Origin of the sequence: Streptomyces mutabilis, from assembly GCF_046628145.1 — a bacterium.
Lineage (GTDB): Bacteria > Actinomycetota > Actinomycetes > Streptomycetales > Streptomycetaceae > Streptomyces > Streptomyces mutabilis.
Window position 1 is genome coordinate 966344 of record NZ_CP176874.1, and the last position, 13193, is coordinate 979536.

Annotated in this window: 15 protein-coding genes; 9 read left to right on the forward strand and 6 right to left on the reverse strand. The window is 74.0% G+C overall.

Features of this window, described 5'->3' with window-relative positions:
• Positions 1–30: 30 nt before the first annotated feature.
• On the reverse strand, positions 31–2445 hold the full coding sequence (locus ACLIN4_RS03990) for a hypothetical protein (protein WP_289907689.1): 2415 nt from the start codon (positions 2443–2445) through the stop codon (positions 31–33).
• A 286-nt stretch (positions 2446–2731) separates the two neighbouring features.
• On the opposite strand from ACLIN4_RS03990, the gene ACLIN4_RS03995 reads away from it, so the two are divergent.
• Both ACLIN4_RS03995 and ACLIN4_RS04000 read left to right on the forward strand, forming a co-directional pair.
• Positions 2732–3559 (forward strand): DeoR/GlpR family DNA-binding transcription regulator, encoded by an 828-nt coding sequence (locus tag ACLIN4_RS03995; RefSeq protein ID WP_100045801.1) that lies wholly within the window; start codon positions 2732–2734, stop codon positions 3557–3559.
• Between the two features lie 221 nt (positions 3560–3780).
• Positions 3781–4254, forward strand: a complete 474-nt coding sequence (locus tag ACLIN4_RS04000; RefSeq protein ID WP_107476968.1) for an SRPBCC family protein — start codon at positions 3781–3783, stop codon at positions 4252–4254.
• Positions 4255–4274: 20 nt separating this feature from the next.
• Here the strand turns inward: ACLIN4_RS04000 and ACLIN4_RS04005 are convergent, their stop codons facing one another.
• Positions 4275–5399: a PLP-dependent cysteine synthase family protein gene (locus ACLIN4_RS04005; RefSeq protein ID WP_107476967.1), complete on the reverse strand. Its 1125-nt coding sequence runs from the start codon at positions 5397–5399 to the stop codon at positions 4275–4277.
• A gap of 354 nt (positions 5400–5753) precedes the next feature.
• On the opposite strand from ACLIN4_RS04005, the gene ACLIN4_RS04010 reads away from it, so the two are divergent.
• Together ACLIN4_RS04010 and ACLIN4_RS04015 are read left to right on the forward strand one after the other, a co-directional pair.
• Entirely contained in the window at positions 5754–6077 is a 324-nt protein-coding gene (locus ACLIN4_RS04010; RefSeq protein WP_043375860.1) for a hypothetical protein, read from the forward strand.
• Positions 6078–6260: 183 nt separating this feature from the next.
• Positions 6261–6797, forward strand: coding sequence for an ATP-binding protein (locus ACLIN4_RS04015; protein WP_289907690.1), 537 nt, complete (start codon positions 6261–6263; stop codon positions 6795–6797).
• Positions 6798–6991: 194 nt separating this feature from the next.
• Here the strand turns inward: ACLIN4_RS04015 and ACLIN4_RS04020 are convergent, their stop codons facing one another.
• Both ACLIN4_RS04020 and ACLIN4_RS04025 read right to left on the reverse strand, forming a co-directional pair.
• Positions 6992–7426: a hypothetical protein gene (locus tag ACLIN4_RS04020; RefSeq protein ID WP_107476966.1), complete on the reverse strand. Its 435-nt coding sequence runs from the start codon at positions 7424–7426 to the stop codon at positions 6992–6994.
• Positions 7427–7799: 373 nt separating this feature from the next.
• A complete protein-coding gene (locus ACLIN4_RS04025; RefSeq protein ID WP_289907691.1) occupies positions 7800–8084 on the reverse strand; it encodes an SHOCT domain-containing protein in 285 nt (94 codons plus the stop codon).
• Positions 8085–8263: 179 nt separating this feature from the next.
• On the opposite strand from ACLIN4_RS04025, the gene ACLIN4_RS04030 reads away from it, so the two are divergent.
• Genes ACLIN4_RS04030 through ACLIN4_RS04050 form a run of 5 tightly spaced genes read left to right on the forward strand, consistent with a single transcriptional unit; the run spans position 8264 to position 11226 of the window.
• Positions 8264–8836 (forward strand): TetR/AcrR family transcriptional regulator, encoded by a 573-nt coding sequence (locus tag ACLIN4_RS04030; RefSeq protein ID WP_257101492.1) that lies wholly within the window; start codon positions 8264–8266, stop codon positions 8834–8836.
• A gap of 27 nt (positions 8837–8863) precedes the next feature.
• The gene (locus tag ACLIN4_RS04035; protein WP_411575500.1) at positions 8864–9451 is read left to right on the forward strand and encodes a DUF4865 family protein; all 588 of its coding nucleotides are present in this window, start codon (positions 8864–8866) and stop codon (positions 9449–9451) included.
• Positions 9448–10356 (forward strand): phosphotriesterase family protein, encoded by a 909-nt coding sequence (locus tag ACLIN4_RS04040; RefSeq protein ID WP_107476972.1) that lies wholly within the window; start codon positions 9448–9450, stop codon positions 10354–10356. The genes ACLIN4_RS04035 and ACLIN4_RS04040 overlap by 4 nt, the downstream gene beginning before the upstream one ends.
• 48 nt (positions 10357–10404) lie before the next feature.
• The gene (locus ACLIN4_RS04045) at positions 10405–10791 is read left to right on the forward strand and encodes a tautomerase family protein (RefSeq protein WP_289907694.1); all 387 of its coding nucleotides are present in this window, start codon (positions 10405–10407) and stop codon (positions 10789–10791) included.
• 36 nt (positions 10792–10827) lie between these two features.
• Positions 10828–11226, forward strand: a complete 399-nt coding sequence (locus ACLIN4_RS04050) for a VOC family protein (protein ID WP_289907695.1) — start codon at positions 10828–10830, stop codon at positions 11224–11226.
• A gap of 18 nt (positions 11227–11244) precedes the next feature.
• Here the strand turns inward: ACLIN4_RS04050 and ACLIN4_RS04055 are convergent, their stop codons facing one another.
• Together ACLIN4_RS04055 and ACLIN4_RS04060 are read right to left on the reverse strand one after the other, a co-directional pair.
• A complete protein-coding gene (locus ACLIN4_RS04055) occupies positions 11245–12483 on the reverse strand; it encodes an ROK family protein (RefSeq protein ID WP_289907696.1) in 1239 nt (412 codons plus the stop codon).
• 36 nt (positions 12484–12519) lie between these two features.
• On the reverse strand, positions 12520–13170 hold the full coding sequence (locus ACLIN4_RS04060; RefSeq protein WP_107476963.1) for an alpha-ketoglutarate-dependent dioxygenase AlkB family protein: 651 nt from the start codon (positions 13168–13170) through the stop codon (positions 12520–12522).
• Between the last annotated feature and the right edge of the window lie 23 nt (positions 13171–13193).

A 13193-nucleotide genomic window follows, 5' to 3' on the forward strand; every position in this document is an offset into this window, starting at 1 on the left:
CTCCGGGCGCGACCGCGGACGGAAGTCGGCCTAGCAGTCCCCCGTCCCGCCGTCCGCCGACGGAACGGAAGGGTGACTGCCGGTGTGGCGGGGTGCCGGCACCTCAGGGCGCAGGCGGGCGAGCAGTCGCTGCCGTTCCTCGGCGAAGGCCGGGTCGGCCTGGTAGTCGGAGTGGCCGAGGATCGGCGCGGGCAGCGGGTGGAGTTCGGTGCGGCCGTACGTCAGCGGATCCTTGAGGGGCGGGCGGTCCACCGCGGGGCCCGAGTCTCCGGGCAACCGCATCGGACCGCCGATGGGGTCGGTGCGCCGGTGAAGGTTGCGCCAGCAGTCGACCTCCTCGTGCAGGGAGCCGAGCGCCGCCGGTCCGAAGTGGGCCGGGAACCAGCGGCCGTACAGGCGCTCCAGCGGGGAGCCGTAGGTGAGCAGGGCGACCCGTTTGCGGGCGGACGGCTCCAGTTGCCAGGCCGCCGAGGCGGCCAGCACGCTGCCCTGCGAGTGGCCGGAGATGACCAGCCGCCCACCGGTGGCCCGGGTCCAGGTCGCCATCCGCCAGGTCAGGTCGGGCACCGCGCGCTCCGCGTAGCAGGGCGGCGCGAAGGGGTGGGCGGCGCGCGGCCAGAAGGTGCCGACGTCCCACAGGATCCCGATGGTGCGCCGCGCGGAGGCGTCCTTGTAGGCGCGCCTGCCCCAGGTGACGAAGAGTATGAAGCCGAGGCCGATGAGCCAGGAGCCCAGTGCCTGCGCGGTCTGGGCGGCACCGTGCACGACGGCGTACGTCCCCCGCGCCGCGTCGGCGGGGACCCGGTCGGTCGTCAGGGCGCCCACCAGGGCCCCGGCGCCGAGCAGCAGCGTGGTCGCGGAGACGATGGCCACGAGGAGGGGTGCCCGGTCGGTGAGGGTGGCCAGGGCGCGGGTGAGCGCGATGCGGCGGGTGCGCCCTGGGTCCCCGGCCTCGCCCGGGTGGTCGCCCTCGATGTCGGCCCGTTCGGCGCGGGCGAGACGCCAGGTGTGCCGGGCGAGCGCGGCACAGAGCAGCAGGACGACGACGAGCAGCAACGGGATGACGGACGCCTGCCAGGTCAGCAGGACCGGCGGCCCGTCGATGGAGGTGCCGGTCCCGTCCAGCCAGTCCGAGACGCGCTGGGCGACACCGCCGGACATCACCCCGCCCAGCGCGCAGGCCAGCATGGCGACAGCCGGCCCGCCGAGGCCGCGGATCGCGGCTCGGGCGTCGGGGCGGCTGCGGTGGAGCACGTGGGCGACCACCGCGAGCGCGACGACCAGCAGGCCCTGGACCAGGGCGATGCCGCCGAAGGTCATGTCCCCGGGCAGCCGCCCGGCCGACGACCACCCCGGACGGGCCCAGCCGCCGTACAGCAGGGCCATGACGAACAGGATGAGGGCCGCCAGGGGCAGGAGCCGTACGAGGCGCTCGTCGAGTTCCCGGTCGAGGCGCCGCTCGCTGCGGCCCCGGCGGCAGACCACCGTGACCACTGCGACCGCCCCCGCGACCAGTGCGGTCATCAGGAGCCAGCCCAGCGTGTCGAGCGGCGCGGGGCCGCCCGGCCGGCGGTCGAAGCGGGCCGCCGGTGCGCCGGCCGCCGCGGCCACCGTCAGGAGGGCGGCGGCGGTGTGGGCGGCGCGCAGCCGGGCCACGAGTCGGCGCCCGTACCAGAACCCGGGCTGGTTGAGGGCGGTGCGGGCCTCCTCTCCGAGGCCGGACTGGGGATCGGTTTCGGGGGCGGTGTCCGAGCCGGTCTCGCGGTCCATCGGCTGCTGGGACTCGTACGCCCGCCAGGTGCGCAGCGACAGGTACCACAGCAGTCCGGTGAGCGCGGCGGGCACCGCGGCGGCGAGGGCGAGCCTGCGGCCGGGCGTGCTCCACCAGCCGCCGTCCGACATCACCGGCGACAGGAACCCCAGCCAGGAGTGCCGCTCGGCACAGGCGTGCGTGCCCGCGCACTGCCAGGCCACGAGGTCGAGGGCGACCTCGCAGGCCCCGGCGACCAGCAGGACAGTAAGGGTCAGTCCCGCCAGCCGCACCAGCAGCCCGTAGAGGCGGACCGTCCGGGTCCGGCCGCGCGCCGTGGGCCGCATCCAGTGGGCGAGGTTGACCACCATGAACGGCAGGAGCAGCAGCCACAGGGCGCGGGTGCCGTTACCGGAGGTGAGGTTGCACCACACGTAGGCCTCGGGCACCGGCCGGCCCCGGTAGTCCTCGGGACGTGACTCGGCGTCGGTGTCCTCGGTGCGCCGGAACACGGCCGCGATGTGGTCGCCGGTGACCCGCACGGTCCGTGGGTCGTCCAGCATCTCGGCGGGCGTCGTGCCGCCCACTCCGTGGACCAGGAGCTCCAGGGCGGTGCCGCTTCTCCCGTCTTCCCCGTCACGCGGTCCCGGAGCTTCCCGCTCGCCCGTCCCGGCCCGTCCCTGTGCCTGCTCCACTGTCCGTGCTCCCCCGGTGAACGCGCGTCGGCTGTGTACGTGCGGGCACAAGGATCTCCGCTCGGCGGGCGCCGTACACCCCTCGGCACCGAATCTCCCCGAACTGTGTGACGGGTGAAGCCGGGACGGGACGCGGGTGACATGTGCGCGGCGCGCAGGCGGTGGCGCGGCGCGTACCGGGGCGTGCGAGGATGGGACGTCCGCGCACCGGAGCCGGGGAGTTCCCGATCGGGGCGGGTGCGCCGGGCGTGTCGGGCGGTTTCGCGGCGAAAGGACCGGAGCGTACGTGAGTGAGAATCCGAACCTCCTCGCGGAACAGCGGCGCGCCCTGATCCTGGACGAGGTGCGCCGCCGGGGCGGGGTCCGGGTCAACGAGCTGACCCGCAAGCTCGGCGTGTCGGACATGACGGTCCGCCGCGATCTCGACGCGCTGGCCCGGCAGGGCGTGCTGGAGAAGGTGCACGGCGGCGCGGTCCCGGTGGTGGAGGCGAGCACGCACGAACCGGGATTCGAGGCGAAGTCGGGTCTGGAGCCGACCGCCAAGGAGGACATCGCGCGGGCGGCGGCGGAACTGGTCGCGCCGGGTGCGGCGATCGCGCTGTCGGGCGGTACGACGACGTACGCCCTGGCGCACCGGCTGGTGGACGTGCCGGACCTGACGGTGGTCACCAACTCGGTGCGGGTGGCCGACGTGTTCCACGTGGCGCAGCGCACCTCGGGGGCGCGCCAGGGTGCGGCCACGGTGGTGCTCACCGGCGGTGTGCGCACCCCGTCCGACTCGCTGGTGGGCCCGGTCGCCGACCAGGCGATCGCGACGCTCCACTTCGACGTGCTGTTCCTCGGCGTCCACGGGATATCGGCCGAGGCCGGCCTGTCGACGCCGAACCTCGCGGAGGCGGAGACCAACCGGCGGCTGGTGCAGTCCGCACGGCGTGTCGTGGTGGTCGCCGACCACACCAAGTGGGGTGTCGTGGGCCTGAGTTCCTTCGCGACACTGGAGCAGGTGGACACGCTGGTGACCGACGCGGGGCTGCCGGCGGACGCCCGCGCGGAGATCTCGGAGCATCTGGGGCTGGTGGTGGCGGGCGAGGCGGAGCCGGCCGCGTCCGACTGACCCCCTGTTGGCGTGCCGGGGCCCCGGAGCGCTCGTGCCCGCCCCGGCCCCGCTCGGCGGGCACGGAGAAGCGCTCCCGCCCGCGGGCCCCGCTCCCGAGCGCGGCTCGCCCGCGCCTGCGCCCTGTGGCGCCGCTGACACCCGGCGCGCCCCCGGCTATCGTGGCGCCACCCGCCCGACCGCCCGCGTCCGCGGCTTCACCCGAGGGGGTTGTTGCGTCCATGGTTCACCGTCTGCGTCCGGTGGGGGCCGGCTTCGTCGAGACCGCGCCGGTACGCCTGGTCTTCGCGCGGGAGATCTCGGCCGCCCCGGACCGGGTCTTCCGTGCGCTGGCGGAAGACGTACCGGGCTGGACCGCCTGGTTCTCGGCGGTGACGTTCGCCCGGCCCATCGGGGCGGGAGCGGGGCGCGAGATCCGGCTCAGGGGCGGTACGCGCTTCGTGGAGACGGTGCTGACGGCCCGGCGGCCCGAGGTGTACGCGTACCGCGTCGACGTCACCAACGCGCCCGGTGCCCGTGCCATGGTCGAGGAATGGCGGCTGGCGCCCGCCGGGAGCGGCACGCGCGTGCAGTGGACGTTCGCGGCGGACGGTACGGCGTTGTTCCGCTTCGTGCTCGACCGCGCACGTCCCGGCCTCGGACGGGCCTTCCGGGACGCGGTCACCTCGCTGGACCGGCGACTCGCCCGCCCCTAGCGGGTCCGGCGCGCTCGTCGTCAGCCGGTCCAGGCTCCCGTCCGGAGCAGGGACTCGATCGCCGTCGTGTACGGCTCGATGTCCAGGCCCTGTTCGGCGAGCCAGGCGTCCGAGTAGTACTTGTCGAGGTACCGGTCCCCCGGGTCGCACAGCAGCGTCACCACGCTGCCCTGCCGCCCCTCGGCCACCATCTCGGCGACGATCTTCAGCGCGCTCCACAGCCCGGTGCCCGTGGAGCCGCCCGCCTTGCGGCCGATGGCCCGCTCCAGGGCCCGGACGGCGGCGACGCTCGCGGCGTCGGGGACCTTCATCATGCGGTCGATCGCGCCGGGCACGAAGCTCGGTTCCATCCTGGGCCGGCCGATGCCCTCGATCCGGGAGCCGCAGTCGCAGGTGACGTCCGGATCGCCGGTGGTCCAGCCCTCGAAGAAGCAGGAGTTCTCCGGGTCGGCCACGCAGACGCGCGTGTCGTACTGCATGTAGTGCACGTAGCGCGCGAGGGTCGCCGAGGTGCCGCCGGTGCCGGCCGTGGCGACGATCCACGCCGGTTCGGGGAACCGCTCCAGCCGCAGCTGGCGGAAGATCGACTCGGCGATGTTGTTGTTCCCCCGCCAGTCCGTGGCGCGTTCGGCGTAGGTGAACTGGTCCATGTAGTGACCGCCGGTCTCGGCAGCGAGGCGTGCGGACTCCTCGTACATCCGGCGGGAGTCGTCCACGAAGTGGCACTGTCCGCCGTGGAATTCGATCAGGCGGATCTTCTCCGTGCTGGTCGTGCGCGGCATGACGGCGATGAAGGGCACGCCGATCAGCTTCGCGAAGTACGCCTCGGAGACGGCCGTGGAGCCGCTGGATGCCTCGATCACGGGCCGGTCCGGCCTGATCCAGCCGTTGCACAGGCCGTAGAGGAAGAGTGAGCGGGCGAGCCGGTGTTTGAGGCTGCCGGTGGGGTGCGTCGACTCGTCCTTCAGGTACAGGTCGATGCCCCAGTGTTCGGGCAGCGGGAAGAGGAGCAGGTGGGTGTCGGCCGAGCGGTTGTTGTCGGCCTGGACCTTGCGCACGGCTTCTTTCAGCCATGCCCGGTAGGCGGTGTCGCTGTGGTCGACGTCGAGGGTGGCGCCGGTGCGGTACTGCTGGGTGCTGCTCACGACGGGGCTCCTTACGCTGCGCGCCGACGGCGCCTCGCGCGGCCGACGCCTCGATCATAGGCATCTTCAACACGCTTCTCACCTGCATAAACACACCTTTGGGGGCCTCAAAGACACCTCTGGGGCGGGTAGCGGCGGCCAGGCGGGGGCGCATTCGCGCGAGTGCTCCGGTCGCCTCGGAAAGGGGACGGCGCGCACTGGTGCTGGGCGCGCGGTGCGGGCAGACTGCCAGCGGGCGGGAGCCGACATCCGAGGGTTCCCGCCGCGGGCGCACACTGGAGCACGACACGAGCCGGTACCCGGGCCCGGCGACGGGCACGGTCCGGCAAGCGACGCGCACGAGGGGGCGACGGCATGGCGGAGCCGGAGTTCAGGGCGACGGGGGTGCGGATCGGCAAGCGGCTGCGTTCCCTCACCCGGGCCGGGACGGTCCGGATCAGCGGTGGCAGGGTGGAGTTGCTCACCAGCTACGGCAGTGAGATCGACAGCGCCCCGGTGCAGGCGGTGCGCGCCTCCCGGCCCTGGTTCGCCCCCGAGGACCGCGCCCTGGCCGACCTCAACGGCAAGCGGTACCTGCTCACGCTCGGCGAGCGGGACCCCGCGCCGGGCGAGCCGGGCCCGCCCGCGGCCCGCCGTTTCATCGAGGCGGTGCGCAGGGCGGCCGGGCGACGCGGCTGAAATGTCCGTAACTTGCGGTGCCACACCCCTTGCGTCACGCTGGTCTCACGTCACTCTGGGTTTACCGGCGATAACGCTGCGAACCAGCCCGCCGGCCATGACAGCAGGCGGCGGCGCGCCGCGTGCGCCCTGCTGGATCCGAACTCCGTGTTCTTCCGGACCTCTAGTCGGGGAGTCGCAGCCGTGATCAGTCACCCAAGCAGACACTGCACGGTGGAGCTCCAAGCCCTGCCGTCGCGGATCGGCCAGGTCCGCAGAATCGTATCTGCGCAATTGCGCTACTGGCACATGGATTCCCTGATCGACCGGGCCGCGCTCGGCGTGACGGAATTGTTGACCAACGTCCACCTGCATGCCCGTCCCGACAAGACGTGCACCGTGGAGATAGAGCTGCTCCTTGACCGGCTCACCGTCTCCGTACGCGACCACGACCCGCGGCTGCCCCTGGTGGACGACGCGGAGCCGTTGGCGACGTGCGGGCGCGGGCTCTCCATGGTGGCCGCGATGAGTGAGAGCTGGGGCGCCCGGCCGGACGGTGATTCCGGCAAGGTCGTCTGGTTCACGCTCCCGACGGCCGTTCCCGCCGCACCGCCGGTCGCCGCGCGTCCGCCCCGGCCTCTGGTCGAGGAGGTGCCGGCCACCGCCTTCGCGGAGGTCGAGCACACGGTCGACCTCGGCAGATCCCAACCCGCTCCCGCCCGGTCGGCCGTTGCCGGCTGACCGGGCGGTGACCCTTCGCCGTCCCGCGGGCCGACGGGTCCTCGCCGGCGGTCGACGGGGAGGCGGGCCACACCTCTTGGCGCCGGGCTCCGCGACAGCGGCCCGGCGGTCAGGATCGTGTGCTCCGGTCGTCTGCACCGGCGGCGCTGTCACGCCTCGCGGCGCTCCGGCCGACGGCACTGGCGGAGAGGACATCATGCCTCGCGGTTCACGGCGCCGTTCTCCTCGGTTCGGCGTCGGTGGACGGCCAGGACCACGGCGTGGACCAGACCGGCAAGCGCCAGCACCAGGAGCGCGACGAAGACCGGGTTCACCCAGGCCGGCACCAGGTCGTAGCCGGCGTGACACTTGTCGCGCAGCGGGAACCAGCGCGTGTACTCGTCGAAGTTCGCCCTGCGATACGCCCGGTCGTAGGTCTCGCCCGCTCGGTGGCACGCCTCCTCCGGGTCCAGCGACGCCCCGGCGAGGGAGCCGACGACGTAGGTGACGCCGGCGCCCAGCAGGAGGAGCAGCGCACTCCAGGCGAACCAGGCGGGGCTGCGCCGCCACGTTCCGGAGAACAGCGGACGGCTCCAGCACCAAAGTCCGAACAGGAGGGGCAGGAGAAGCGGGATGAGAACAGCGGCCATGGGACCACTGTGCGGGTTCCCGCCGGTCCTTCGGGCCGCCGCCCGCCGCGCGGCCCGCTCGCGGTAGGTGGCCAGGTTCTCCGTGCACCGGGCGGCCAGGCTGTTCTCCAGGCCGATGAGGGTGAGTCGGCGGTCGCAGCATCCCCGGCGGAACGGGCGACTCCTGCTTCGAGGATCGCTCGGCCGGCGGACTGCGCAGGCAGGCGTCGACGCGGAAACGGCGGTCGGGCCGAGGGCCCGCTCCCAGATGGGAAGCGGGCCCTCGCAGGTGGTGTTTGGCAACCCCGTGAGGTCACTCGGTCGCGATGGCGCGCAGGACGTCCATTCACGGCATCGACGACCCGGGCGGCGGCCCGGACGGAGGTCGTCGTGGTCATGCCGCACCACCCTTGCCCGTCCGGCCGAACCGCTCGTCCAGCACCGACAGCCGGCGCCAGTACTCGTCCTCGTCGATCTCTCCGGAGGCGAAGCGGTGGCCGAGCACGGTGATCGGTGAGTGGTCCTCGACGGTGGGCGGCCGGCCGGGGCCGCGGCGGCCGTGCCGGGCGGTGCGGCGCAGCAGGGAGATGCCGCCGACGATGATCAGCGCCCAGATCAGGGGGAAGAGCAGGATCCAGGGTCCGGGCCCGCCGTCGCCGAAGTGTGCCAGGGTCTGCATGTCGTCCAACTCCTCGGTGCGATGTCCTTCGTGTCGCTTCCGAGCGTCGTCCCGGCAGGGGGTGCGGGGCGTCGTACGGCCGGCGGCAGTGCGCGTACCGCGCGGGGAGTACTCCGGCCGTCCGCCCGTGCTTCCCGCATTCCTCGACTTCTGTAACTACTGGTATGTACAGTGCGGGCATGAGCACGTCGGAGCGACTGATCGAGTCCACCCGTGAGCTGCTGTGGGAGCGCGGCTACGTGGGCACCAGCCCCAAGGCGATCCTGGAGCGCTCGGGCGCGGGGCAGGGCAGCATGTACCACCATTTCAAGGGCAAGCCCGATCTCGCGCTGGCGGCGATCCGCCGCACCGCCGAGGAGATGCGGGCTACCGCGGAGGGAGTACTGAGCGGCCCGGGCACGCCGTACGAGCGGGTCGAGGCGTATCTGCGGCGCGAGCGCGACGTGCTGCGCGGCTGCCCGGTCGGGCGGCTGACGATGGACCCGGAGGTGATCGCCGACGAGGCCCTGCGCGCGCCCGTGGACGAGACGCTGGACTGGCTGCGGGAGCGGCTCGCCCAGATCGTCGAGGAGGGCAAGGAGTCGGGCGAGTTCGCGCCCTCGCTGGACGGGGAGGAGATCGCGGCGACGGTCGTCGCGACCGTCCAGGGCGGCTACGTACTCGCCCGCGCGTCCGGCTCCCCCGCCGCCTTCGACGCGGCCGTCCGCGGCCTGCTCGCCCTGCTCGCGCCGCCGAACGCCGGTAACCGCTAGCGGACTTCACACCTCTGGGGACTTCCCGTGCACGCCATGCAGTACGAGTTCACCCTGCCCGTCGGTTACGGGACGGACGTCATCCGGGAGCGGGTCGCCCGCACCGGGCACCTGCTGGACGACTGGCCCGGTCTCGGGCTCAAGGCGTACCTGCTGCGCGAGCGCGGGGTGCACGGCTCACCGGTCGACCAGTACGCGCCGTTCTACCTCTGGAACACGACGGACGGCATGAACTCCTTCCTCTGGGAGGGCGCCTTCCAGCGGCCCACCGACGACTTCGGCCGGCCGGCGGTCCGGCAGTGGACGGGCCTCGCCTACGAGGAGGGCGGCGCCGCCCGCTCCCCCGCGCGCACGGCGGTACGGCGGCGGCGACCGGTGCCGGAGGGGATGCCGCTGTCGGAGGTGGCGGCCGGGGCCGTACGGGAGACCGAGCGGCTGGCGGGCAAAAAGGGGACGCTGCTCGCGGCGGCGGTCGTGGACACCGCCCGCTGGGAGCTGGTCCATTTCTCGCTGCACGCGCACGACACCCCGCGCGAGGGCGAGGGTGACGTCTTCCAGGTGCTGCACCTGTCGGGTCCGGAGCGGGCGCGGTTGCCTCGGGGGCGGCAGTGGTGAGCGCGGTGCGCACGGTCCTCGGGGACGTGGCACCCGGGGAGCTGGGCGTGTGCGACGCGCACGACCACGTGTTCTTCGCCAGTCCCCGGCTGCCCGGCGAGGAACTGCGGAGCGTGACCGCGGCCCGTGCGGAGCTCACCGCGTTCCGCGAGCGGGGCGGCGGGACGGTGGTGCAGTGGACGCCGTACGGTCTGGGCAGACGGGCCGCCGACCTGCCCGCGTTGTCCCGGGAGACCGGCGTGCACCTGGTGGCCGCGACGGGGCTGCACCAGGACGTCCATTACGCCGAGGACGTGCTCGCCCCGCTGCGGGGCAGGGCGGCGGAGGTCTTCGTCGCCGAACTGACCGAGGGCATCGGCACGTCGGGCGTTCGGGCGGGCCTCATCAAGGTGGCGGGCGGCTTCCACGTACTGGACGCGCACGCGCGGTGGGCCATGTCGGCGGCGGCCGAGGCGCACCACGCGACGGGGGCGCCCATAGCGGTGCATCTGGAACTGGGCACGGGCGCGCCGGACGTACTGGAGCTGCTGTGCGGCGAGCTGGGCGTGCCGCCGCACCGGGTGGTTCTCGGTCACCTCAACCGCTCCCCCGACCCCGTGGCGCACCGGGAGGCCGCCGCGTCGGGGTGCTACCTGGCCTTCGACGGACCGTCGCGGGCCCACCACGCCACCGACTGGCGGATGCCGCGGGCCGTACAGGACCTCGTCGAGGCGGGTCACGGCGACCGGATCCTGCTCGGCGGCGACACCACGACGGCCGCCGCGCGGTCGGTCGACGGCGGGCCGGGGATGCCCCACCTGCTGCACCGGGTGGCGCCCCGGCTCGCGCTCGCCGTGGGTGAGGAGCTGGTGCGGCGGGTTCTCGTCGCCAATCCCGCGCGGGCCTTCGCAGTGGAGTGGCGCTGAGCCCGGCCGCACGGAATTCACCCACCTCACCCGACGGGAGGACCCACCATGCCCTTCGTCCGGATCGACGCGCACGCGACCGGCCCCGACCGCCTCGACGCGCTCGGCCGTGCCGTGCACGACGCCCTGGTCGAGACGCTCGGCATCCCGCCCGACGACCGGTTCCAGGTCCTGACCGGCCACGACGGCGTCGGCGGCGGCGCGCTGCGCTGGGACGACTACGCGGGCGTCCACCGGGACGAGGGCATCGTGTTCGTCGCGATCACCCTGCGGTCGGGGCGTCCGGCCGAACGGAAGCAGGCGCTGTACCGGCGGATCGCCGAACTCGCCGAGGCGTACGCCGGGACCGAGCCCCGCAACGTCTTCGTCACCCTGACGGAGAACGCCGACGCCGACTGGTCACTGGGCCACGGACTCGCCCAGTACGTGACGTGATCGCGTCTCCGGGATCAACGGCCTAGGCTCGCGGACATGTTGAGACTCGGTATCCCTGTCATCGGCGTCACCGACATCCCGCGCGCGGTGGAGTTCTGGACGGCGGCGCTGGACCTGGTCGTCACCGACGAGTGGACGAGCGAGACCTGGCGGACCCTGGAGCACGCCGACGGTTCCGGACGGGCCCTCGGGCTGCTGTACAGCGAGTCGCCGGCCGAGCCCCGGCCCCGGCTCCATCTGGACCTGTTCACGGACTCGGCCGAGGAACAGCGGGCGGAGGTGCGGCGGCTGATCGGTCTCGGTGCGCGGGCCGTCGACTGGGAGCTGTACCCGCCCGACCCGGACTTCGTCGTCCTCGCCGACCCGGACGGCAACATCTTCTGCGTCGTCGACCTCAGCCACGCACCGAGCGGCGGCGACCGCCCGACGGCCTGAGGAGGGCGGCCGCGTCGCTCACGCGAGTGCGCCCAGCGGGTCGTCCAGGACCGGCTGCCAGGCCAGTTCGGCGGCGCCGACCAGGCTGTTGTGGTCCAGGCCGCAGGGCAGGATGGGCACGCCGCCGCTCTGGCCCCACAGGCTGCGGTCGGCGACGACGGCGCGCAGTCGCCCGGGGTCGGCGTCGAGGAGCGCGCGGTGGAGTCCGCCGAGGACGATGCGGTCCGGGTTGAGGATGTTCACCAGCCCGGCGAGGCCCAGACCGAGGCGGTCGATGAGGGTCTCGGTGGCGGTGCGGACGGCGGGGTCGGCGTAGTGGCCGCGGATCAGGTCGTAGGACTGCTGGAGCAGGGACACCTCCGGTCCCGGCTCGCGGCCGGCCGCGGTAAGGAAGGCCAGCGGGTCGGTCTCCACGTCCAGACAGCCCCGGCTGCCGCAGTGGCAGGGGCCGCCGTCGGGGTTGACGGTGAGGTGGCCGACCTCCAGGGCGAGACCGGAACTGCCGCTGTGCAGGCGGCCGTCCAGGACGAGGGCGCCGCCGACGCCCCGGTGGCCGGTGGCCACGCACAGCAGGTCGCGGGCGCCGCGCCCGGCGCCGTGCCGGTGCTCGGCGAGCGCGGCGAGGTTGACGTCGTTGGCGGCGAACGCGGGGCCGTCGATGCCGGCCGCGCGGATCTGTTCGGCGAAGATCCGCCGCACGGGCGCGCCCGCCGGCCAGGCGAGGTGGAGGGGGTTGAGGGCCAGGCCCTCCGGCTCCGCCACGGCCGACGGCACGGCGAGGCCCGCGCCCACGCAGCGCCGTCCGGTCTCCCGCAGGAGTTCCGCTCCGGCCTCGACGACGGAGCCCAGCACCTTCGCCGGGTCGGCGTCGACGACCTCGCAGCCGGGCGCGGTGGCGACGATCCGGCCGCCGAGACCGACCAGCGCCGCGCGGAACCCGTCGGCGTGGACCTGGGCGGCGAGGGCGACCGGCCCGCCCTCGGCGACGGCGAGCCGGTGCGAGGGCCGGCCCTGGGAACCGGCCGCCGCGCCGGGGCGGGCGTCGACCCGGATCAGACCGAGCGCCTCCAGTTCGGCGGCGACCGCACCGGCCGTGGCCCGGGTCACGCCGAGTTCCGCGGTCAGGACGGCGCGGGTGGGGGCGCGTCCGGTGTGCACGAGCTCCAGCGCGGGTCCGAGCGCACCGCGCCCCCGGTCCAACCGCGCCCTCGAGGTGGTCCCTTCCCCCGCCGTCCGGGGGTCCGCCTTGCCGCTCATGAGGGGGAGTCTCCCATGATCCGCGGCCCCGGGCGCCTACCGGCCACTGACCCGGAGCGTGATGTTCAGCCGCCCCGTGAGCCCCAACTCGGGCGGTGCGGTGCCCGGGTGCACGCGCGGCACCCCGTGGTACGCGAGACGGGACGGCCCGCCGAAGACGAACAGGTCGCCGCTGCGCAGCTCGACGTCGGTCCAGGGGCGGGTCCGGGTGTCGGGGTTGCCGAAGCGGAAGACACAGGTGTCGCCGAGGCTCAGGGAGACCACGGGCGCGTCGGACCGCTCGTCGGCGTCGCGGTGCATGCCCATGCGGGCGTCGGCGTCGTAGAAGTTGATCAGCGCGATGTCGTACGGCTCCGAGGACGTCGCCCCCGCGCCGAGCGCGTCGGTCACCGCCCGGCGGCCTAGTTCGCCGAGCCGGTCCGGGAAGGGTTTCACGGGGGCGCCGTCGCCGTCGACGGCGGTGCGCGCGTAGGCGTACGGGTACCAGTGCCATCCGAGGCACACCTGCCGGGCGGTCATGGTGCCGCCGCCCGGGGTGCGGACCGTGCGCAGTCCGGCCGGCGGGCGGGCCCACTCGCGGCAGGCGTCCAACAGCTCGCGCTGCAGTGCGGGCTCCAGCCAGTCGGGTACGTGCACGGCGCCGGGCGCGATCACGGCGCGCGCCCGGGGGAACAGCTCGGCCTCCATCCCTCCATCCTCCCCGACACGGC